Source organism: Vibrio sp. STUT-A16 (genome assembly GCF_026000495.1).
Lineage (GTDB): Bacteria > Pseudomonadota > Gammaproteobacteria > Enterobacterales > Vibrionaceae > Vibrio > Vibrio diabolicus.
The window spans coordinates 298918-321565 of record NZ_AP026765.1; the positions used below are offsets into that span (position 1 = coordinate 298918).

The following is a 22648-nucleotide window of genomic DNA, read 5'->3' on the forward strand; positions in this document are numbered from 1 at the left end:
AAGTCAAAGGAATCATTCTAATGAGCAAACCCATTGTATTGAGTGGTGTTCAACCGTCAGGTGAACTAAGTATCGGTAACTACTTGGGTGCTCTACGTCAATGGCAGCAGATGCAAGACGATTATGATTGCCAATACTGTGTAGTAGACCTTCATGCGATTACGGTTCGTCAGGATCCTAAAGCACTGCATGAAGCGACATTAGACGCACTGGCAATTTGTCTGGCAGTTGGTGTTGATCCGAAGAAGAGCACGCTATTTGTTCAGTCACACGTACCAGAGCATGCTCAACTTGGTTGGCTTCTTAACTGTTACACGCAAATGGGTGAGCTGAGCCGTATGACTCAGTTTAAAGACAAATCGGCACGTTACGCAAATGACGTAAACGTGGGGCTGTTTGATTACCCTGTGTTGATGGCAGCAGATATTTTGCTTTACGGCGCACACCAAGTGCCAGTTGGTAGCGACCAGAAACAGCATCTTGAGTTAGCACGTGATATCGCAACGCGTTTTAACAACATCTACTCACCAGAGAGTCCGATTTTTACCGTTCCTGAGCCGTACATTCCAACAGTCAATGCGCGTGTGATGAGTCTTCAAGACGCGACGAAGAAAATGTCGAAGTCAGATGATAACCGTAAGAACGTGATTACTCTGCTTGAAGAGCCAAAGTCGATCATCAAGAAGATCAACAAGGCGCAAACAGACACCGAAACCCCACCAAGCATTCGCCATGATATCGAGAACAAAGCGGGTATCGCGAACCTAATGGGACTTTACTCTGCGGCGACAGGAATGAGCTTTGAAGAGATCGAAGCCAAGTACAAAGGCGTAGAAATGTATGGTCCATTTAAGAAAGATGTTGGTGAGGCGGTTGTAGCAATGCTGGAGCCAATTCAAGCAGAATACCATCGTATTCGCGCTGATCGTGCTTACATGGATGAGGTAATGCAGCAAGGTGCAGAAAAAGCATCGGCTCGCGCCGCTGAAACGCTGAAGAAAGCATACAAAGCGGTAGGCTTTGTCGCTCGCCCATAGTTGCTAAGAATAGATTACAAAAAGCTCCACGTTAGTGGAGCTTTTTTTATGCTTTTTACTGGAATGGCGTGTCTTTCATGCAACGTTCCATATCGTAATATTCAACACGTCCTCGAGCACCTAAAAAGGCGGACTTCACCACCATGCCTCTATCAATGAAGTAACTGAGCTGCACGCATGATATATCGTAGCTAAGTTCTTTAATTCTCGCTGGGATCCAGTAGGTTCCTGGTGTTCTTAGACGCTGGGTAAAAGTAATAACACCCTCGTCACTGACCTCTAACTCTTCAATTCCATCCAGCTCATTTTTGGCTGATTCGATGATGTTTTGATTCGCGGTAGGTTGAAGTGGCTCACTGGCGGTCAACTGACATCCCGTTATCAAGCCAAGTAAGAAGAGAGCTAGCGCACTGCGTTGAATTTTTTCATTTATCGTTCCTGAGTTTACAGCTAATGAGATCTTAATGTCTCGCGCAGGAGTTATATCTTTTGTGTATGAATTTGGCTAGTGAATAAGGAGAAGTTATTGAGCAAATGATGAAAATTTTGAAGTATGAGGGTCATGCGTAAGAAAAGCCGAGCGAATAATTGGTGACTTAAGTTTAAACATGGCTATAAAAATGAAAATCAAAGCTTTCTAAATTAGTGATTAATTATATTTTCATTTATAACAAAGTGAGCTTGGTTAATAAGCCACTTCACGAGCGATGTATTTTCTACTCCTTAACATGAAGTGAAAAAATAAACTGAGTAATTAATCTAAATTTTGATTTGTTTATCAATAGCGTTCTGTATTTATTACAAAAAATGTTTGAATGGGATGTTCTGGCATATTTTCTTACATTCACATGTGATTCATTTCACGGCTTTAATTGCTCATTCTTATTTATTTCATAAATAAACCTGATAGTAGACGCAAATGGTAGGCTCTGATCAGAGCTAAGTTTGCATTTACATAAATATCAGGTATGACAATGGACACGTTAATCAAACCCTCAATACTCGCACTAACCATCGCCAGTGCACTTAGCGCAAACGCGAACGCAGAGATTATTATTTCCCAGTATGTGGAAGGCGGCGCTTATAATAAAGCGGTCGAGATCGCCAATACAGGTGATACTGCGGTGACACTCACAGGCTATGAATTAGCAAAATCTTCGAATGGTGGCGGCTCGTGGGGCAGCACTCTTGATCTTAGTGACGTAACGTTACAAGCGAAGCAAGTGTATGTGCTTGCTCATGGCGATGCGAGCGAAGCAATAAAGGCGGTTGCGGATTACACTGATAAAAATGTAGCGAACTTTAATGGCGACGATCCGTTGGCACTTCTTAAAGATGGGGAAGTGCACGATATATTAGGTGTGATGGGGGACGTGGATTTCGCTAAAGACACCACGTTAGTTCGTAACAGTGATGCGCTTACACCTTCAACTACCTACCAATCCACTCAGTGGACAGCCTTAGCCAAAGATAATATTGATGGTTTAGGGGAATTAAATACAACTGAGCCACCTGCGCCATTTGCTTGTGAAGTAGATGGACAAGAACCAGCCTTTACCACCATCCAAGAGATTCAAGGTGAAGGTGCTTCTTCTCCATTTATTGATGGCTACCCTTACATCACGACCGAAGATCACTTCGTAACTGGTGTGGTCAGTGCTGTAACAACAGGCTTAACTAAAGGCTTCTACCTGCAAGCACTTGAGAATGATGGCAACGACAAGACATCTGAAGGTTTGTTTATTCACACCGATGTTGCAGATACAGAGCTGAAAGCTGGTGATGTTGTTTGTGTGAAAGGGAAAGTACAAGAGTACTACAGCAACACTCAGCTTTCTTCTGATGCAAACAGTTATGTAAAAACAGGCACATCAAACGCCTCTTTGGTTACTCCGTTAACGATTAAGGAAGGGGAAACACTACGTGATGCACTAGAGCGTCATGAAGGTATGCAAGTTGAGCTCAGCTCGGCTAGCGAACTTTTCGTTACTCGTAACTTTTCTTACGATTATGACTCTCGACGCAACAACATGATGTTGTCTCATGAAGCACCGTTGTTTAAGCCGACTCAATTGCATGCAGCAGAGAGTGACGCTGCGGTTACCCTTGCCAAAGAGAATGCGGCCAACCGTATTTACTTGGAATCAGATAGCAAAGCGCCAAATGGTCAAATCCCATATTTCCCAACGTTTGCACAAGATCTTGACCAAAATGGCTCTTCAGAGCAGCACATTCGCCTAGGCTCTCGCGTCGAAGGCCTGCAAGGTGTAGTGAATTACAGCTATAACGAGTACCGCCTAATTGCGACCAATGAAGTTGATAGCAGCAACTTTGTCACGTCAGGTGATGACTTTGACGTTGCGCGTAAAGCGGCGCCAGCCATTGCAGATTCTGATTTACGAGTAGCGAGCTTCAACGTTCTTAACTACTTCACTTCGGTTGCTGACAGCGGGCACGACAACCCAACCGGGCAAAATCGTGGCGCGACAAACCTTGATGAGTTCTTGATCCAGCAAGCGAAAATCGTTTCAGCGATGAATAAGATGGACGCGGACATCATTGGCTTGATGGAAGTGGAAAACAACGGCTTTGGTGATGGCAGTGCTATCCAAAACTTGGTTGATGCTTTAAACGCTGAGATTGATGACGTGGAAGATCATTACACGTATGTCGAAATCGAAGAGCAAGACAAATACCAAGAGGAATACTTTGGCAGTGATGCGATCATGGTGGCGATTTTATATCGTGCTAACGCAGTAACGCCAAAAGACGCTGCAAAAGTGATCATCACGCCAGAGCAGCACATTGCAGAAAACACAATTACTCGTAAAGAGGGCACAGAAAGTAACCCTGCTTACGACAAATATCAACGCCATAGCTTATTACAGACCTTTACAGTGAAAGAGACTGGCGAAGATCTTTCAGTGGTCGTGAACCACTTTAAATCGAAAGGTTCTGAATGTATTGAAGAGTGGATTGCTGGTGTAGAAGACTCAGAACCCGCGGATCTGCAAGGTAACTGCAACAACTTCCGTGTTTCTGCTGCGAAAGTCGTTGGTGAAGCGCTGAAAGATATTGATGGCGATGTGCTCGTCATGGGCGATTTGAACGCTTACGGCAAAGAAGATCCGTTACTTACCCTCACTGATTACTCAAAAGAGAAATACGGCCGTGATATCTACACTGCCGCTTACACAACCATTGGTGGCGGTGAGCTTCAAGTAGAGAAAACCAAGATTGAAAAAGGCTATGGCCTACACAATTTAAACACCTTGCTGCATGGCACTGATACGTTCTCGTACACCTATTCAGGTGAGTTGGGGAACTTGGACCATGCATTGGCAAGCAGCAGTTTAGCGCAAAAAGTGGTGGCGATTGAAGATTGGCACATCAACTCCCTAGAAAGTAACTTGTTTGAATACGGCAGCAAATACACGGGTGACATGCCGAAGTACAAAGATGCGTTCTCAGCGTCTGATCATGATCCAGTGATTATTGCTATTGATTTGCCAGATGATGATATCGATTTACCGAAAGCGGGTGAAAACTTAGCTATTGATGTACGTCTACCACCAACTGCGGTTGCGGGCGATATTGTGACAGTGAACTTAACAGCATCCACACAAGCGGCCTCGACAAGCAGTGATGCAAAAGTTTACTCGGCTAGCCAAACCTTGACTCAAACTGACATTGACGCACGCAGCGTGAATATTGAGTTTGAACAAGCGCCAGAACAAGGTAATTACCAGTTAGAAGAGAAAGTGACAGACTCGACAGGCAACGTCGTTAAGTTTAGCTCTGTTCGTGATGTCTCAATGACGCAAACTGAAACGGGTGCAGAAGGTTCGAAGGATTCAGATGGTGGTTCGTTTGGTTTTGGCGCGCTACTCGCGATGCTTGGACTTGGCTTACTACGTCGCCGCAACTAAGCCTTTATCTCCTAAAATACAGCTGTAAAGACCAAAGGCCAGCCGATGCTGGCCTTTTTATTGCACAAAGACTTGCCTTTCTAGTTTGGTGTTGCAAAATACCGCCCTTAATTGTCGCAAACCAGACAATCATCTCTTAAGTCTTGCCTAAACGGATTGGAGCAGCTGACACTCTATGTTGTTGATCATCGATAACTACGATTCTTTCACTTACAACCTCTACCAATACTTTTGCGAGCTTGGCGCTAGTGTAAAAGTCGTGCGTAACGATGAAATCGACATTCAAGGGATTGAAGCGTTGAACCCAACTCACTTGGTGATCTCACCTGGACCGTGTACGCCAAACGAGGCAGGTATCTCTCTACAAGCTATCGAATACTTCGCTGGTAAGCTTCCAATATTGGGTGTTTGCCTTGGTCATCAAGCGATAGCGCAAGTGTTTGGTGGGGAAGTTGTGCGCGCTCGACAAGTGATGCATGGGAAAACGTCACCTATTCGTCACAATGGTCGCAGTGTGTTTAAAAACCTGAATAACCCACTCACCGTAACCCGTTATCACTCTCTCGTGGTGAAAAACGGTACGTTACCCGATGTGTTTGAACTGACCGCATGGACTGAGCTGCCGGATGGAAGTATGGACGAAATCATGGGTTACCAACATAAAACCCTACCAATTGACGCAGTGCAGTTTCACCCAGAATCGATCAAAACAGAGCAAGGTCACGAGTTGCTCGCGAACTTTTTAGCACGTAAAGCTATCTGATCGCGATCACTTTTCTTAACAAATCATTCATCTTTTTGCCGAGGTGAGTGGATTGCAAAACTATGCGGTTCATTCTGGCCTCTTTGTCTATTCATGTCTTTTTAAACCTTCTATCCCCTGTATTACATAACATTTATAAAAAATCTCTTCTCTATTTTACTTTCTTGATGCATAAATAGTCATAAGCAGTGATTAATGGAAGTTGCTTTCGAGAACGAAAAGAATAAATCACTATTGAAATGGTTAATTAAATGTAAATACAATGCCGCAATAGCTTAAATGCAAAACATTATTTGCTGGCAAAGAGAGCCGGTTAAATTCGCTTATCTGCTACGCATGCGGTATCAAGAAGGAATGTGCAATGACAACGGAAATTAAAGTAGAGCGCGGTTTATTCGATGAGGTAATGGTACCTTGCTATAACCCGATGGAAATGATCCCTGTTAAAGGTGAAGGTTCACGTGTTTGGGATCAGGAAGGTAATGAATATATCGACTTTGCTGGTGGTATTGCAGTGAGCTGTCTTGGCCATTGTCATCCAGTAATGGTAAACGCATTAACAGAGCAAGCTAACAAGCTTTGGCACTTAAGTAACGTGATGACGAACGAACCAGCACTTCGTCTGGCGAAAAAGCTAACAGAAGTGAGCTTTGCTGAGCGCGTATTCTTTGCTAACTCTGGCGCAGAAGCGAACGAAGCGGCACTTAAGCTGGCACGTCGTTACGCTGCTGACGTACATGGCGCTGAGAAATCAGAAATCATCGCATTCAAACAAGGTTTCCACGGTCGTACGTTCTTTACCGTAACGGTTGGTGGTCAAGCGGCTTACTCTGACGGTTTTGGTCCTAAGCCTGGTGACGTTACCCACTTACCTTACAATGATATCGAAGCACTACAGGCACACATGTCTGATCGCACATGTGCGGTGATGATGGAGCCGCTACAAGGTGAAGGCGGTATCGTGCCACCAACGCCTGAGTTTGCTCAAGCAGTACGTGAGCTGTGTGACAAACACAACGCGCTACTGATCTTCGATGAAGTGCAAACCGGTAATGGTCGTACAGGTAACTTCTACGCTTACCAAGGTTTAGGTATTACACCTGATATTCTAAGCACCGCGAAATCACTCGGTGGCGGTTTCCCAATCGGTGCAATGCTGACTACTGCAAAATTAGCAGAGCACATGAAAGTCGGTACGCACGGTTCAACATACGGCGGTAACCCACTCGCGTGTGCTGTAGCAGAAGCAGTTGTGAACGAAGTTACTAAGCCTGAAGTGTTGGCTGGTGTGCTAGAACGCGAAGCGATGTTCCGCGAAGGTCTAGAGAAGATCAATGCTAAGTACAACATCTTCTCAGAAGTTCGTGGTCAAGGCCTATTGCTTGGCGCTGCACTAAATGAAGAATGGCAAGGCCGCGCACGTGATGTTCTCGTCGCTGCAGGCAAACAAGGTCTCATGGTATTGGTTGCGGGTGCCAATGTCGTACGTTTCACACCATCACTCGTTATTACACAACAAGAAATTGAAGAAGGCTTGGCGAAACTGGATAAAGCGATCGCGACTTTAGTTTAAGCGCGATATCAGTTTCAACGTCAACGCAGACACCCCCGTCAAGGATCTCTGATGGGGGAATTGTTCCTACAATATAGTTAGGATCTTCTTGCATCTGGAGGGAGTATTGATGCTAGTAGTTCGCCCTATCGCGATGTCGGATTATGACGCGCTGCACACTTGTGCGGTGGAGTCTGGTCACGGATTTACATCTCTACCGGTTAACGAAGAACTGTTAACCAATCGAATCAAACACTCAGAGTACAGCTTTGGTAAGCCAGATGTGGCAGAACCAGGTGATGAAGGCTACCTGATGGTCGGCTTTGACTCTGAAACGGGTGAGGTTGCGGGTACCACCGGAATCGAAGCATCTATCGGCTGGGATGTCCCATTTTACTCGTATCACATTAGTAAAGTGGTGCACTCGTCACCAAAGCTTGGCGTCAATAATGTCGTCAAACTGCTTACTTTTGGTAATAACTACACGGGTAACAGCGAAATTTGTACCTTGTTCTTGCGTGAGAAATTCCGCCAAGGTCTGAATGGTCGTCTAATGTCGAAGTGTCGTTTCCTCATGATGGCTGAGCACCCAGAGCGTTTCTCTGAAACGATCTTTGCGGAGATGCGTGGTGTTTCAGACGACGAAGGCAACTCGCCGTTCTGGCAATGGTTACAAGAGCATTTCTTCTCCATCGATTTCACGCTTGCGGATTACCTCACAGGTATCGGCAAGAAAGGCTTTATTGCTGACTTAATGCCGAAGCTGCCTATTTACATCAACCTGTTGAGTCCAGAAGCGCAAGTCGTGATTGGTCAAGTACATGACAATACTCGCCCAGCATTAAAGCTGCTTGAGCGTGAAGGCTTCACTAACCGTGGCTACGTGGATATTTTCGATGCGGGTCCAACCGTTGAATGTGACTTACGCAATATTGAATCGGTACGTCACTCGTTCCGTGCGCAAGTGAAAATTGCACAACATAGCAGTACGCAAGACTTCTTGATGTGCAACTCATCGTTCGAAAACTTCCGCGCAGCAGTCACCAAAGCGGCGTATGACCCTGAAACACAAAGCGTCATGATCGCACCAGACGTTGCGGATGCACTTTTGGTTGAGGAAGGGGATTTTGTTCGCCTTCTTCCGCAGTAACAGACGATAGAATTTAAGGATAGAAACAATGACACATTGGATTGCAGGTGAATGGGTACAAGGTCAGGGTGAAGCATTTACGTCTCTGTCACCTTACAACCAAGAAGTGATCTGGCAAGGCAACGGTGCAACGGCAGAGCAGGTGAATCAAGCGGTATCTGCAGCGCGTGAAGCGTTTATTGACTGGAAAAAACGCCCATTTGCAGAGCGTGAAGCGATCGTGTTGGCTTTTGCTGAGAAAGTAAAAGAGAACAGCGAGAAAATCGCCGAAGTCATTGCCAAAGAAACTGGTAAGCCAATTTGGGAAACGCGCACTGAAGCAGCGGCAATGGCAGGTAAAATTGCAATCTCTATTCGTGCTTACCATGACCGCACCGGTGAAGCGAGCCGTGAAGCGGCGGGCAACCAAATTGTGTTGCGTCATCGCCCACTGGGCGTGATGGCGGTATTTGGGCCATATAACTTCCCTGGTCACCTACCAAATGGTCACATTGTGCCTGCGTTACTAGCGGGTAACACCGTTGTGTTCAAGCCATCCGAGCAAACGCCTTGGACTGGCGAGCTAGCCATGAAACTTTGGGAAGAGGCAGGTCTGCCGAAAGGTGTGATCAACCTTGTCCAAGGTGCGAAAGAAACCGGTATTGCGCTTGCTGACGCAAAAGGCATTGATGGCGTACTGTTCACGGGCAGCGCGAACACAGGGCATGTATTGCACCGTCAATTTGCGGGTCAACCAGGCAAGATGTTAGCACTAGAAATGGGTGGTAATAACCCGATGGTGATCTCTGATAAATACGGTGATTTGGATGCCACGGTGTACACCATCATCCAGTCAGCGTTTATCAGTGCTGGTCAACGTTGTACGTGTGCTCGTCGTTTGTACGTGCCATTGGGTGAGAAAGGCGATGCGCTTATCACCAAGCTCGTCGAGGCGACACTCAATATTCGCGTAGACCAACCATTTGCAGAGCCTGCGCCATTTATGGGGCCGCAAATCTCCGTTGCCGCAGCCAAGTTCATTCTAGATGCACAAGCGAACCTTCAATCACTTGGTGGTGAAAGCTTGATTGAAGCTAAAGCAGGAGAGGCGGCGTTTGTTTCTCCGGGCATTATTGATGTAACGAACATTGCTGAGCTACCAGATGAAGAGTACTTCGGTCCACTTCTGCAAGTGGTGCGTTACGAAGGGCTAGAAAAAGCCGTAGAACTGGCGAACGACACGCGCTTTGGTCTGTCGGCAGGTCTTGTATCAACAGACGATCAAGAATGGGAATACTTCGTTGACCATATTCGTGCAGGGATCGTGAACCGTAACCGCCAGCTCACAGGTGCAAGTGGTGATGCGCCATTTGGTGGCCCTGGTGCGTCAGGTAACCTACGTCCAAGCGCTTATTACGCAGCAGACTACTGTGCGTACCCGATGGCATCAATGGAAGGTCAAGAGACTATCTTGCCTGCAACATTAAGCCCAGGTGTGGCGCTATAAGTTTTAATAACAGAGTCGCAACCATGTATTGCGGCTCACCTTGCCGGCGAATCATTTAGGTATGGGTTGTAGTGATCGTTGGCAGAACACGGAAAGTGAGCAAAGACTCGGAAAAGCGTGTTGACTGACTGGCATTTACCGTCACAGGTTGATGGCTGCTCGTTCATTATTCTGGACAACTTTTCGTTGTGAACGAGCAGTCAACTTCCGCTTACCTTTTAACTCTACATCTCGTAACAAGGAGTCGTTATGACGCCCGATGTGTTATTTGAATCGCTATGGCAAGATTACATTCAACGTCTTTGCCCCTCTGCTGCGAAAGTACATCAGCTGCTTCAAGAAGATGAGCCTCTGATTAATGATCATATAGCTTTACGTACCTTCAATATTGCGCCTCTTGGTATCGAAACCTTAGCTAAACCATTTGTAGCCATTGGCTACCAGGCATGTGGTGACTACGTTTTCGAAAGTAAAAAGCTGGTTGCTAAGCACTATGAACACCCTGATCCGAAGCAACCGAAAGTCTTTATTAGTGAGCTAAAAGTTGAGGAGTGTTCACCTGAGCTGCAAGAGATTGTGAAAAAGCTGGTGACACAAGTCGATGCAGGCAAGCTGAACGATAGCGCATTCTTACATGGTGGACGCTTGTGGGATTTAAGCTTTGCTGACTACCAAACGTTGGCTAAAGAAAGTGAATATGCATCTTGGTTGGCTGCGCATGGTTACGGCGCAAACCACTTCACGGTGAGCGTTAACCAGCTCAATGAATACGAAGAAGTGAAGCAAGTAAACGATCACTTACGCACGGCCGGATTTACCATCAATGAAAACGGCGGGGAAGTGAAGGGCACTCCCGAGGTGCTACTAGAACAATCATCGACCATGGCGGATAAAGTGGCGGTTCGCTTTAGCGAAGGCACTGAAATTATCCCTGGTGGCTTTTACGAGTTTGCTAAGCGCTACCCGATGGAAAATGGTGAGCTGTACCCAGGTTTTGTGGCGGCTTCAGCGGACAAAATCTTTGAAAGTACGAATGGCTAACTTTTAGGGTGAACCTTTCGACTAACCAACTTGCTCATTAGTCTTTTGTTGCTCTGAGCTCAATGTGGTTACAAGACAAATAAAAAGCCACCAATGTCGCCATTGGTGGCTTTTATAATTTTGTTCGCGTCACTCTGGTTTGAGATTAACGAGTACCGTAAACCACGATAGTTTTACCGTGCGCAGAGATTAAGTTCTGCTCTTCTAACATTTTCAAGATACGACCTACTGTCTCACGAGAACAGCCAACGATTTGACCGATTTCTTGACGAGTGATCTTGATTTGCATGCCGTCTGGGTGAGTCATTGCGTCTGGTTGTTTTGCAAGGTTCAGAAGCGTCTGAGCGATACGACCAGTTACGTCTAGGAACGCCAGGTCACCCACTTTTTGGCTAGTTACTTGAAGACGACGAGCCATCTGCGCAGAAAGGCGCATTAGGATGTCTGGGTTTACTTGGATAAGCTGACGGAATTTCTTGAAAGAAATTTCAGCAACTTCACAAGGAGATTTAGCACGAACCCAAGCTGTGCGCTCTTGGTCTTCCTCGAATAGACCAAGTTCACCAATAAAGTCTCCTTGGTTTAGGTAAGAAAGGATCATCTCCTTACCTTCTTCGTCTTTGATAAGAACCGCAACAGAACCTTTAACGATGTAGTACAAAGTTTCTGCCTTTTCGCCCGCGTGAATTAGCGTGCTCTTTGAAGGGTACTTATGAATATGACAGTGTGAAAGAAACCACTCTAATGTTGGGTCGGTTTGAGGTTTACCTAGAACCATAATATCTCACTTCCTCTGCAGGGTACGCTTGCGCTATCCATATTTTAGCTAAGCCTGAATTAGGCCTACTAGAATAAGAGCACTTTTTATATGCTGCAAGCTCTCTTGTGTTTCGGTAAGAAATAGTATCCTTTTTCGAAAACGATTTCTTGATTTTAATCGTGCCATGATTGAGATTTTGTAAGCAAAACTGTGCACATGATCACGGTATGAAAAGTAAACATCTTCGCAGGCAGGTTTTTAGCCAATTTTCCCTGTTTCGATGAGCTGTTGTAGGATAGGCCGCACTATGAGCTCCATTGCAAAGCTCATCTTACCGCCTGGCACGACAATCGTGTTGTGGCGTGACATGAATGAGCCATCAATCATAGCTAGGAGATATGGGAAGTCGACTTTCTTTATCCCACGCAAGCGAATTACGACAAAGCTCTCATCCAGGCTTGGGATACCTTTCGCGTTAAGTGGGTTAGAGGTATCGACCGTTGGGACGCGCTGAAAGTTAATATGAGTGCGAGAAAATTGCGGAGTGATGTAGTTAAGATAATCGTCCATCGAGCGCACGATAGAATCCATTACTGCTTCTCGTGAATGACCGCGGTCACGAGTATCACGCACAAACTTTTGGATCCACTCTAAGTTTACGATTGGTACCATACCAATCAAGAAATCCACATGCTGCGCGACATTAACATCGCCATCCACAACACCGCCGTGCAAGCCTTCATAGAAGAGAACGTCACTGTTCTCCGGTAAGTCCTGCCACGGTGTGAAGGTTCCAGGCATTTGATTATAAGGTACGGCCTCGTCAAAGGTGTGTAGGTAGCGACGTACGCTGCCTGCGCCATCGTGACCATATTTACGGAAAAACTCTTCCAATCCTGGAAAGTCATTAGCTTGAGGGCCAAAGTAGCTAATGTGTCGACCTTGCTCGCGCGCTTTACGGATTTCTATATCCATTTCAGGGCGAGTAAAGCGATGGAAGCTGTCGCCTTCAACCCATGCGGGTTTAACGTTCATCATATTGAACATCTTACGGAAGGCTTCAGATGTAGTGGTCGTGCCGGCACCGGATGAACCAGTAACCGCAATAATTGGGTGTTTAGCTGACATGACAAACCTTGTCGAAAATTACTTACCTGTAATGTGCAGTAGGCTGCTACTGCACGGTCGATAACCCACTATAGCACGTAACAATGCCTTGTCATTGAGTGGGGTACGGTAAAATGTGAAGGGTCTAAAATTTTGTTTTTACCTGAATATCGACGGTTTCGTGCAGTTCAGAGAACACGATAACCGCTTCGCCTTTTTCTAATTGAGTTTTTACTTGATCCACTTTGTCTTGCAAAGAAATCTCGACGGTTCCGTAATCCGTGCCTTCACGTAAGACGAATTCACGAATTAAGTTTTCCAATGTTTCTGGCGCAATGTCTTGCCATGGAATGATCATAAATACCTCGAACTTTTATGATGAGCGGCTAGTTTACTGCTTTCGCTGCTTGGATACAGCAGAAAGGTAATCTGCGGCAATACTTTCGTAATACGCTGGCAGCGCTTCTTCCAACCAAAATTTCGGCTTGAGCGCTGAACCTGTCAGGAAACCAACATGCCCACCGTGCTCAAAGAGACGGTAATCAATATTATCTGGCAGAACAAATTTCGGGATCACATCGTCGGTCATGAATGGATCGTCTTTGGCGTGAATGATCAGTGTCGGTAGCGTGATCTGTTGTAATTTACTTAAGCCAGAACATTGATCGTAATAATCTTGTGCGTCTTTAAAACCGTGCAGTGGTGCCGTGATCAAATCATCGAATTCATACAATCGTGTAACACGTTTTATTGAGTTGTAGGACAAAGCGAGCTCGCCATGCAACAAGTGATGTTTTTGCAACGCGTTGCGTTTGAGCGAAGAGAGCAGGTAACGGCGATACACTTTCGAAAAGCCTTGTTCAATACGGTTCGCACACGCTGCTAGGTCTAAAGGCGCTGAGATAATGGTCGCCGCATTCAAAATGGGGTGGTCTTTGTATTGGGCTAAATAATTCGCCAACATGTTACCGCCAAGAGAAATACCGACCGCAACTTTGGGGTTATCAGGAAAGCGTTGCTCAAGGTGCTCTAAGAAGTGGCGGGCGTCAGTCACTTCACCAGAATGATAGGCGCGAGCTTTCTTGTTTGGCTTACCGCTACAACCGCGGAAATGCATCATCACCGACAGCCATCCGGATTGAGCAAATGCATTCATTAGGCCATTGGCGTAAGGGCTATAGAAGCAGCCTTCTAGTCCATGAAATAAAACAAAAATCGGCTTTTTTTGCGCAGGTTCTTGGGTTGGGTCCTCGCTCCATGCGAGATCGAGAAAGTCGCCATCGGATGTATCGAGGGTTTGCCAAATCGGCGTAAACAACGCTTTTTTGCGAATAAAACGCGGTAAAAGCGTTTGAAGATGCGGGTTTTTGATCCCGGCGGCTGCGAAAAATTGTGTCATACCTAACTGCTCTTATGCGGTTCTTCGGTGTCAGTTGAAGAACTTATTAATATAATCCTTTATAAAGATTATAGGTATTCTACAGATTTATGGGCGTTTTGGTGGGTGAATGTTTGGCACCGGAATAGCAAAGGCCTGTTGCAAATGCTCACCACCAAGTTGACGACAGTATCTCAGCGTGAGTGGGGCGCCATCATTTTTGACCAGCGTGAGCGAGTTAATGCAGTTCACCAAATCCGCTTGTTGCTGCTTTTCTAGTTGCAGCTCAAACTGCAAGGTTTCACGATATAAAGCGTCATTGACTTGAGACTTAAGATGGCGACGTAAGTCGCGAAAAGAGTGCAATAAGGTTTCGCTTCGGCCCAGACAGCTTTGTACCAGAGGCCAGTCTTTTTCTTGGAAAATGAGTTGCTGCTCATCGAGCCATCTGAGCAGCAGGAGTAGGTTCACGTTGCCGTGATAATTGTTCTGCAATGATAAACACGCTTCTTTCACTTCTCGCACACCATAAAACTGCAGACTGAACTGCCAAAGGTGTTCTAGGGTGAGTGTGTATTCAGCGTGTTGATTACTCATTGATTAAACTCTAGCTCCATCTGCTCCAGTTCTTCCTGAGCAGACATCCATTCCATTTCAATTTCTTCGAGCTCTGCCTTACTAGAAGCTTGAAGAGCCAGCACTTGGTTAAGTTTAGCTTTATTTTCGGCTTCATACAGTGAGTTATCTGCCAATTGTTCTTCAGCTTCGGCCAGTGCAGCACCTAACTTATCCATTTTATTTTCTAATTGTGTCAGCGTTTTGCGAATTGGCGCCGTCTGCTTACGAAATTCTGCATCGCGACGTTTCTGCTCTTTTTTCGCTGCAGCGCTGTTGGCGCTATCTTTGGCTGGCTGTGCGGCTTGTGCCTCTTTGCGTTCCGCTCTTTGTTGCTCGGTTAACCACTTGTAGTAGTCGTTTAAGTCACCATCGAACGGCGCAACTTGACGATCGTGCACCAAGTACAAGTCATCGGTTGTAGCACGCAATAGGTAACGGTCGTGCGAAACAATCACCATTGCACCTTCGAACGTTTGCAGTGCCATCGTCAATGCCTGACGCATGTCCAAATCCAAGTGGTTGGTTGGTTCATCAAGTAGCAACAGGTTTGGCTTTTGCCACACAATTAAGGCCAGCACTAAACGGGCTTTTTCACCACCCGAAAACGGTGCGACTTTCTCCAGTGCTTTGTCGCCTTGGAAGCCAAAGCTGCCTAGGTAATCACGTAGCTGTTGTTCGGTTTGATCCGGCGCGATCTGCATCATGTGTTGCAGCGGCGTTTCCTCTGGGTGCAGCGTTTCTAATTGATGCTGGGCAAAGTAACCTATTTTTACGCCTTGTGAGTAAGTCAGATCGCCACCTTGCGCGTTAAGCTCACCAGAGAGCAATTTGATCAAGGTCGATTTACCCGCGCCATTACGGCCGAGTAGACCAATGCGACTGCCAGGAACCAAGTTCAACCTGATCTTCTCTAAGATCAGGTTGTCACCGTAGCCTGCCGATACTTCATCCATCATCATGATTGGGTTTGGCAGCGCCGCGGGCTCACGGAATTGGAAGCTAAATGGGTTATCGAATTGAGCGGGTAACACTTTCTCCATGCGCTCCAAAGCTTTAATACGGCTTTGAGCCTGGCGTGCTTTAGAGGCTTTATAACGGAAGCGGTCGATGTAGCTTTGCATGTGCGACATCTGTTTCTGTTGCTTCTCGAACATCGCTTGCTGCAGCACCATTTTTTGCGCTCGTTGGTTTTCGAACGACGAATAGTTACCCGTGTATTCGTTCAATTGTTGGTTTTCGATGTGAATAATACGGCCAACAATTGGGTCAAGGAAGTCACGGTCGTGCGAGATCAGGATCAGTGTGCCTGGGTAGTTTTGTAGCCAACGTTCAAGCCACATCACTGCGTCTAAGTCCAAGTGGTTGGTTGGCTCATCGAGTAGCAATAAGTCAGAACGGCACAATAGCGCCTGGGCTAAGTTAAGGCGCATACGCCAACCACCTGAGAATTGAGTCAAACTCCAACTCATTTGCTCTTGGCTGAAACCTAAACCGTCGAGCAATTCTGCCGCGCGAGCGCGAATGCTATAACCGCCGATGGTTTCAATTTTACCGTGGATCTCGGCAACCAAGGTGCCGTTGTCTTGTGCTTCCGCTTCAGCCAACTGCTTTTCGAGCGCTCGGTACTCGCGATCACCATCAATGACGTATTCCAGTGCAGTGCGCTCTAGCGCAGGCGTTTCCTGTGCGACCCAGGCCAACTCCCAATGTTGAGGTTGGCTAAATGAGCCTGCATCAATCGACAGTTCATCTTTCAGCAATGCAAATAGCGTTGATTTACCGCAGCCGTTTTTGCCCACAAGGCCGACTTTATCGCCAGGATGGATAGTCGCTGAAGCTTGATCTAAAAGAGGTTTACCGCCACGCAGTAACTGAATATCAGAGAAGGTAATCATAAAGTTTTCATTCACTTTGCGCAGTGCGCGTTGCTTGGTTACATAGCGAAGTGGTTTCAATCGTTTTTAAAGCCACTTGGGTATATATCTAGCGGTGAATAGTAGGGGTATTGGCCGGAAAAGTCGATTGATTCGCTTTAATTGCATTATGCTGTACAAAAAAGTATAACAATTTGATAACGGATAAAAATAACCACAAGGACGACCATTTGGCTGTTGCACCGTCTATTCTCCCAAGAGTTCTGGTCATTTATGCTCATCCAGAGCCACATAACTCGATTGCTAATCAAGTGATGATTAAAAAAGCTCAGTCGCTTGATCACGTCACTGTGCACGATCTTTACGGTGTTTACCCTGACTTCTTTATTGATGTGAATTACGAACATGAGTTGTTGCTTACGCATGATGTGATCGTGTTTCATCACCCGCTTTATATGTATTCATGCCCAGCCCTGTTAAAAGAGTGGTTGGACCGAGTGCTGGGCAAAGGTTTTGCTTTTGGCGGAGGTTCGGCGCTAGAGGGAAAATACTGGCGCAGTGTGATTACAACGGGTGGGAAAGAAGAGGCCTTTAGCGCGAAGGGGTACAACAAATATCCATTACAGCAAATCTTACAACCGTTTGAACTGACGGCCGCCTTGTGTCAAATGCACTGGATTGAACCTTTGGTGTTGTATTGGTCGCGTAATGTCTCGGATATTGAGCGGTATGAGCACGCCGAATTGTATCGTCGGTGGTTGAACAACCCACTTGAAAACTGGGAAGCAACAGACCAAGGAGGTCAGTATGGCGATAACCAGTGAGTTTCTTCAAAGTAGCGTGGTCTTTCTCTCGGCTGCGGTTATCGCGGTGCCGATTGCTCAGCGTCTCGGACTTGGCTCGGTTTTAGGTTATTTACTTGCCGGTGTGTTGATTGGCCCTTGGGGCCTTGGCTTAATCAGTGATGTTGATGCTATTTTGCACTTTGCTGAACTTGGGGTCGTGTTGTTACTGTTCTTGATCGGCCTTGAACTAAATCCTAAAAAACTGTGGCAAATGCGAGGACCGATTCTAGGTTTAGGCGGCGCGCAGGTGGTGGTTACGACCGCCGTGATCGGCAGTGTCGTCAGTATGTTCGGCGTAAGCATGCAAGTGAGTTTGGTGATTGGGATGGGGTTGGCGCTGTCCTCGACGGCAATTGCTCTTAAAGTGATTGAAGAGCAAGGGCTCAATGGCACCGAAACGGGTCAGTCTGGTTTTGCGGTATTGCTCTTTCAAGATATTGCCGTGATCCCAATGTTGGCAATGTTGCCCTTGCTTGCTGGCGGGCAGAGTGGCGGTAGTTGGTTAGATGTCTTCACGGTATTAGGTAGTGTGGTGGCCCTGTTGATTGGTGGTCATTTCTTATTGCGTCCACTATTTCGTTTTGTTGTGATGAGCGGCGTTCGTGAGCTCTTTACCGTCGCCGCATTGTTGGTTGTGCTTGGGATTTCTGTCGTGATGCAAAAGCTCGGGCTTTCTATGGCTCTAGGGACTTTCTTAGCCGGCGTTCTGCTGGCTGAGAGTGAGTATCGACATGAATTGGAAATCGCTATCGAGCCGTTTAAAGGTTTGTTGTTGGGGTTGTTCTTCATCGCGGTTGGCATGGCGGTAAATTTGGGGTTATTGGCATTACACCCTTTAGAGATTCTGGGCGCGGTGGTGGCTTTGGTCGTGGTTAAGGGCTTGGTTTTGTATGCATTGGCGAGAGCTGCCCATGTCGGAGCCAAAGCGAGAAGCCGTATGGCCGCGATTTTAAGCCAAGGTGGTGAGTTTGCCTTTGTCATATTTACCGCAGCGAGCCAAGAGGGCATTTTATCCAAAGAGCAAGTAGCGTTTTTGTTGGTGGTGGTCAGTTTATCCATGGTGACGACACCACTTTTGCTGATGGGACAAAAAAAATGGTTTGCTCATACCCTGAATCAAGAAGAAGAGGGCATGACCACGAAAGTAGTGGATCGCCGGCCACGCGTGATCATTGCAGGCTTTGGACGTTTCGGTCAGATCGTCGGACGTTTAATGTATGCCAATAAAATCAAAGTGACGGTATTAGAAAGTGATGCCAGCCAAATCCACCTACTGCGCAAGTATGGTTACAAAGTGTTTTATGGTGATGCTACCCAAATTGATCTTTTACGGGCTGCTGGCGCAGATAAAGCAGAAGCATTGGTCATTTGTACCGATTCACCTGATGAGGTGATGGCCATCGTTGATATCTGCCGCGTGCACTTCCCGAAACTTAAGTTGCTAGCCCGAGCAAGAAGCCGTGTCGAGGCGTATCAGTTAATGAGCCACGGTGTCGAGAATTACTCTCGTGAAACATTTTTAGGGGCATTGGATCTCGGTCGCCAAGCGCTCGTAGAACTTGGTATGCACCCATATCAAGCAAAGCGGGCAGAAGCACATTTTCGTAAGTTAGATAATGCTATGCTTAAGGACTTATTGCCTCAGCACAATGAAGATAAGAAATTGGCTCAGAGAGCGAAAGAGGCACGCAAAGAGCTAGAAGAAATTTTTGGTCGTGAGATGGAGAGCGACCATCAGTCACCTAATCATTGGAAGTAGTACTTGAGCCAAGACTCAAGCTAAGGAAATAGCGTGAAAATCAAGAAACGTTTTATTGCCGGCGCTAGCTGCCCAAATTGCAGCCAGCAAGATACCCTGCGCTGGTGGATTGAAAATAATATCGAGTTAGTTGAGTGTGTCGAGTGTGAGTTTACTGAGCAGCGTAAACCGCAATCTGTAGAGAAAAATAAACACTCAGATCAGGAAATGATCGGAATTTTTAAGCCGGAATAATTGAACTTCGATAATTGATCCCCATAATACACCCAGATATCTCAGTACTTAACCCCATTCAGGTTAAGTCAATTAATCTCCCTGGAGTTAGTATGAAAATTGAAAAGAACGTTGTTGCAAGCCTTGCATACAAAGTAATGATGGAAGACGGTGTCGTTGTTGATCAATCAACAGCAGAAGCGCCTCTAGATTACCTTCACGGTCACAACAACCTAATCACTGGTCTTGAAAAAGAGCTTGAAGGTAAAGTGGCTGGCGACAAGTTCTCAGTAACGGTAGCTCCTGAAGAAGCTTACGGCGAGCACAACGATGCGCTAGTACAACGCGTTCCTGCGGACGTATTCCAAGGCGTTGACCAAATTGAAGTGGGCATGCGCTTCCTGGCTGACACTGACCAAGGTCCAATCCCTGTAGAAGTAACAGAAGTTGATGGCAACGAAGTGGTTGTTGACGGTAACCATATGCTAGCTGGTCAAACACTAACTTTCGAAGTAGAAGTTATGTCTACACGTGAAGCAACAGCAGAAGAGATCGAACACGGTCATATCCATCAAGCTGGTGGTTGTGGTCATGACCATGATCACGATGATGAAGGCTGCTGTGGCGGCGGCAGCTGTGGTTCTCACTAATCACAAGCTCCTTCACTAGATAATCTTATCTAGTAAAGCTTTGAAAAGCGCAAGTTGAGGTTTCAACTTGCGCTTTTTGTTTATCTAAGGTGTAGTGCATAGAAGAAAAGAACAACTCATGGAAAAAGCGATGACAAAACCTTTCTCGATTGCGATTCATGGTGGCGCAGGCACCATTTTACGTGAACAGATGAGCAATGAACTTCAGCAATCGATCTTGGCTGATTTGGAAGCGTCGGTAAAAGCTGGCTATCAAATTCTAGAGAAAGGCGGCGACGCTTTGGATGCGGTTGTTGCTGCAGTAAAAGTATTGGAAGACTCGCCTAACTTTAATGCGGGTAAAGGCTCGGTGCTGACCAACAACGAAATGGTAGAAATGGATGCCTCTGTCATGGATGGTCGAAACCAAGCCGCAGGCGCGGTCGCTGGTGTTCGTCATATCAAGAATCCAATTGAGCTCGCTCGTGACGTGATGCGAAACAGCAATCACGTGTTGTTGGTGGGTGAGGGCGCAGAGCAGTTTGCTTTTGAACAAGGCCATGAGTATACCGAACAGGATTACTTCTTTACTGATCGCCGTTATGAGCAGTTGCTGTCTATGCGTGAGAAAGGGCTGTTTGCTTTGTCGGAATCTCGCTACCCAGATGATCGTAAACATGGCACCGTCGGAGCCGTAGCGTTGGACCAACAAGGTAACTTAGCCGCTGCCACCAGTACGGGTGGCGTAACGAATAAGCAATACAATCGAGTTGGGGATTCGGCTTTGATAGGCTGTGGCACGGTGGCCGAAAATGGCGTTGTCGCAGTTTCAACTACGGGTGTCGGTGAGTTTTTTATCCGTAAACGTGTCGCAGAAGACGTCGCCGCGCGGATACGTTACTTACAAGAAGATATTCATACTGCTTGTGAGCATATTATTCAGGGGGAACTGAAAGAGATGGGCGGCGAAGGCGGTTTAATCGCAATTGACGCGCAAGGTGAGCTGCACTTTGCGATGAACAGCTCTGGCATGTACCGAGCTGGCATTAATACGCAAGGCGAGCTGAGCGTTAAAATTTACGCCGACGAATAGCTTCCTCTTGAGTACCTCTTAAGTAATCAATACAACAAAGCCCAGAACATGTTCTGGGCTTTATGCTATTTGAGCCTGCATTTTAATAATGCGGTGGTGGGGTTTCTTCTGACGGATCGGCTAAATTCGACGAGTCCATATTTTTTACTTTACCTACCACATATTTCATCTGATCGAGCATCTTGGTAATTTGCAGTTGCTGCTGCGATAAGGCACCGTTCAGATCTTCAATAGTCTGTTCTTGGAACGCAAGCTGACATTCTAAGTCATTAATGCGTGCTTCCAATTGCTGAATGATTTTTTCTGTCATGATCCGTTCTCTAACTGCCAAGCTTGGGCAATACCTGCTGAAGTAGCAGTAATTACGCGTTGTTTTGAATCAAAGGCTGCATCATACACGACCGCACGGGGAGGGCGAGTGTCTTTTTTGGGCTCAACTTCAAATCCGCCAATCCGTTTTCCGGTTTGAGTATCCCATATTGAAACGCGGCCAGAAGGCGTTCCTGTCACTAACTGAGTTCCGTCATCAGAAAACCGCGCAGTAGAGAAGATCAATTGGCGCGACCAACTGCTCAACTGTGTGACTTCTTGTCCAGTTTTTAAATCCCAAATTACCGCTTGGTTTCCGCCATCGGATGTCATTGCTAACTTGCCATCTCGTTGCAGGGCAACACGAACAACCCGTTGTTCATGTTCGAAGGTCCGCAGCACTTGTCCGGTTTCGGTGTCCCACAAATACGCTTTGTAGTCATTACCACCAGTCAGTGCGAAGCGGCCGTTAGGAGAAATGGCGACGGAATTGACTTTTTCACGATGCGCAAGGAACTCCAAGCGACGTCCGGTGACTAAGTTGACGTAAATTGCTTTACCGTTGGATAACCCGAGCAGAACTTGCTCACCGTTACTGGTGATATCAACGTCGCGAATGAGCGCATCAGAAATAGACCAAAGGCCTTCGGATTGCGTCCAACCTAAGTCCCAAACTGCGAAGTTCATTTGGCTTGCTGTGACTGCATAGCGACCATTGTCTGAGATACGAATATGGGATACCACGTTGGCATCGGCATCGAGCTCACCCAGGTTGGCTAGTTGTTCATTTTGCTCTAGGTCCCACAACATCAAATGGTGTTGCTGAGAATAGAGCAGAGCAAATCGTCCATCTCTGCTAAGTGCGAAGCTCGTCGCACCCTGAGGTTCTATCGGCCAACGCTGCACTTCACGCTCGGCGAAAAAGCAACCATTTAACGTGGTGATGACAATTAAATATAGGAATAAATGAGAAATTCTTTGCATCACATCTAATAATCCGGTTTGTGTCTTAAGACATATAGCTAGTATATTGGTATAACGATTGTCTTCACTAGTCTCATAGAAGATTTGTGCACAACAACCAATGGCAAAGCCATTATTGGGA

General features: G+C 46.4%; 21 protein-coding genes. 12 read left to right on the forward strand and 9 right to left on the reverse strand.

From position 1 onward, the window contains the following. The first annotated feature begins 20 nt into the window (after window positions 1–20). Window positions 21–1037, forward strand: a complete 1017-nt coding sequence (gene trpS, locus OO778_RS01430; protein ID WP_053807770.1) for a tryptophan--tRNA ligase — start codon at window positions 21–23, stop codon at window positions 1035–1037. Window positions 1038–1092: 55 nt separating this feature from the next. Here trpS and OO778_RS01435 read toward each other — a convergent pair whose 3' ends face one another. Further along, the gene (locus OO778_RS01435) at window positions 1093–1404 is read right to left on the reverse strand and encodes a hypothetical protein (RefSeq protein WP_256875587.1); all 312 of its coding nucleotides are present in this window, start codon (window positions 1402–1404) and stop codon (window positions 1093–1095) included. Between the two features lie 607 nt (window positions 1405–2011). On the opposite strand from OO778_RS01435, the gene OO778_RS01440 reads away from it, so the two are divergent. From OO778_RS01440 to OO778_RS01465, 6 genes are all read left to right on the forward strand, one after another. Further along, the gene (locus OO778_RS01440; protein WP_264910610.1) at window positions 2012–4966 is read left to right on the forward strand and encodes an ExeM/NucH family extracellular endonuclease; all 2955 of its coding nucleotides are present in this window, start codon (window positions 2012–2014) and stop codon (window positions 4964–4966) included. 175 nt (window positions 4967–5141) lie between these two features. Then, a complete protein-coding gene (locus tag OO778_RS01445; protein ID WP_005397690.1) occupies window positions 5142–5729 on the forward strand; it encodes an aminodeoxychorismate/anthranilate synthase component II in 588 nt (195 codons plus the stop codon). 361 nt (window positions 5730–6090) lie between these two features. After that, window positions 6091–7302 carry an aspartate aminotransferase family protein gene (locus OO778_RS01450; protein WP_005397689.1) on the forward strand — a complete coding sequence of 404 codons (1212 nt, stop codon included), beginning with the start codon at window positions 6091–6093 and terminating at the stop codon, window positions 7300–7302. Window positions 7303–7411: 109 nt separating this feature from the next. Beyond that, on the forward strand, window positions 7412–8431 hold the full coding sequence (gene astA / locus OO778_RS01455) for an arginine N-succinyltransferase (protein ID WP_258459454.1): 1020 nt from the start codon (window positions 7412–7414) through the stop codon (window positions 8429–8431). A gap of 28 nt (window positions 8432–8459) precedes the next feature. Continuing rightward, window positions 8460–9917, forward strand: coding sequence for a succinylglutamate-semialdehyde dehydrogenase (gene astD, locus OO778_RS01460; RefSeq protein ID WP_085344616.1), 1458 nt, complete (start codon window positions 8460–8462; stop codon window positions 9915–9917). A 249-nt stretch (window positions 9918–10166) separates the two neighbouring features. Then, window positions 10167–10958: a DUF1338 domain-containing protein gene (locus OO778_RS01465; protein ID WP_264910614.1), complete on the forward strand. Its 792-nt coding sequence runs from the start codon at window positions 10167–10169 to the stop codon at window positions 10956–10958. Window positions 10959–11103: 145 nt separating this feature from the next. Here OO778_RS01465 and crp read toward each other — a convergent pair whose 3' ends face one another. The 6 genes from crp to OO778_RS01495 form a co-directional block, all read right to left on the reverse strand. After that, entirely contained in the window at window positions 11104–11736 is a 633-nt protein-coding gene (gene crp / locus OO778_RS01470) for a cAMP-activated global transcriptional regulator CRP (RefSeq protein WP_005381432.1), read from the reverse strand. A 240-nt stretch (window positions 11737–11976) separates the two neighbouring features. Beyond that, a complete protein-coding gene (locus OO778_RS01475; protein WP_005397679.1) occupies window positions 11977–12846 on the reverse strand; it encodes a phosphoribulokinase in 870 nt (289 codons plus the stop codon). 124 nt (window positions 12847–12970) lie between these two features. Then, the gene (locus OO778_RS01480; protein WP_048626696.1) at window positions 12971–13183 is read right to left on the reverse strand and encodes a YheU family protein; all 213 of its coding nucleotides are present in this window, start codon (window positions 13181–13183) and stop codon (window positions 12971–12973) included. Between the two features lie 33 nt (window positions 13184–13216). Further along, window positions 13217–14224 carry a hydrolase gene (locus OO778_RS01485; protein ID WP_046874535.1) on the reverse strand — a complete coding sequence of 336 codons (1008 nt, stop codon included), beginning with the start codon at window positions 14222–14224 and terminating at the stop codon, window positions 13217–13219. An 87-nt stretch (window positions 14225–14311) separates the two neighbouring features. Beyond that, window positions 14312–14800, reverse strand: a complete 489-nt coding sequence (locus OO778_RS01490; RefSeq protein ID WP_005397673.1) for a TIGR02444 family protein — start codon at window positions 14798–14800, stop codon at window positions 14312–14314. Continuing rightward, window positions 14797–16716: an ABC transporter ATP-binding protein gene (locus OO778_RS01495; RefSeq protein ID WP_031780646.1), complete on the reverse strand. Its 1920-nt coding sequence runs from the start codon at window positions 16714–16716 to the stop codon at window positions 14797–14799. Before OO778_RS01495 ends, OO778_RS01490 begins: the two co-directional genes overlap by 4 nt. Before the next feature lie 209 nt (window positions 16717–16925). Here OO778_RS01495 and kefG point away from each other — a divergent pair, with 209 nt between their 5' ends. From kefG to OO778_RS01520, 5 genes are all read left to right on the forward strand, one after another. Continuing rightward, entirely contained in the window at window positions 16926–17519 is a 594-nt protein-coding gene (gene kefG, locus OO778_RS01500; RefSeq protein WP_134648346.1) for a glutathione-regulated potassium-efflux system ancillary protein KefG, read from the forward strand. Next, entirely contained in the window at window positions 17503–19299 is a 1797-nt protein-coding gene (gene kefB, locus OO778_RS01505; RefSeq protein ID WP_170892574.1) for a glutathione-regulated potassium-efflux system protein KefB, read from the forward strand. The genes kefG and kefB overlap by 17 nt, the downstream gene beginning before the upstream one ends. A 33-nt stretch (window positions 19300–19332) precedes the next feature. Next, the gene (locus OO778_RS01510; protein ID WP_005381449.1) at window positions 19333–19533 is read left to right on the forward strand and encodes a YheV family putative zinc ribbon protein; all 201 of its coding nucleotides are present in this window, start codon (window positions 19333–19335) and stop codon (window positions 19531–19533) included. A 92-nt stretch (window positions 19534–19625) separates the two neighbouring features. Then, a complete protein-coding gene (gene slyD, locus OO778_RS01515; protein WP_005397664.1) occupies window positions 19626–20162 on the forward strand; it encodes a peptidylprolyl isomerase in 537 nt (178 codons plus the stop codon). 130 nt (window positions 20163–20292) lie between these two features. Continuing rightward, entirely contained in the window at window positions 20293–21234 is a 942-nt protein-coding gene (locus OO778_RS01520; RefSeq protein WP_074190103.1) for an isoaspartyl peptidase/L-asparaginase, read from the forward strand. Window positions 21235–21316: 82 nt separating this feature from the next. Here OO778_RS01520 and OO778_RS01525 read toward each other — a convergent pair whose 3' ends face one another. Continuing rightward, window positions 21317–21544: a SlyX family protein gene (locus tag OO778_RS01525; RefSeq protein ID WP_005381455.1), complete on the reverse strand. Its 228-nt coding sequence runs from the start codon at window positions 21542–21544 to the stop codon at window positions 21317–21319. Then, on the reverse strand, window positions 21541–22527 hold the full coding sequence (locus tag OO778_RS01530; RefSeq protein WP_031780644.1) for a PQQ-binding-like beta-propeller repeat protein: 987 nt from the start codon (window positions 22525–22527) through the stop codon (window positions 21541–21543). Before OO778_RS01530 ends, OO778_RS01525 begins: the two co-directional genes overlap by 4 nt. Between the last annotated feature and the right edge of the window lie 121 nt (window positions 22528–22648).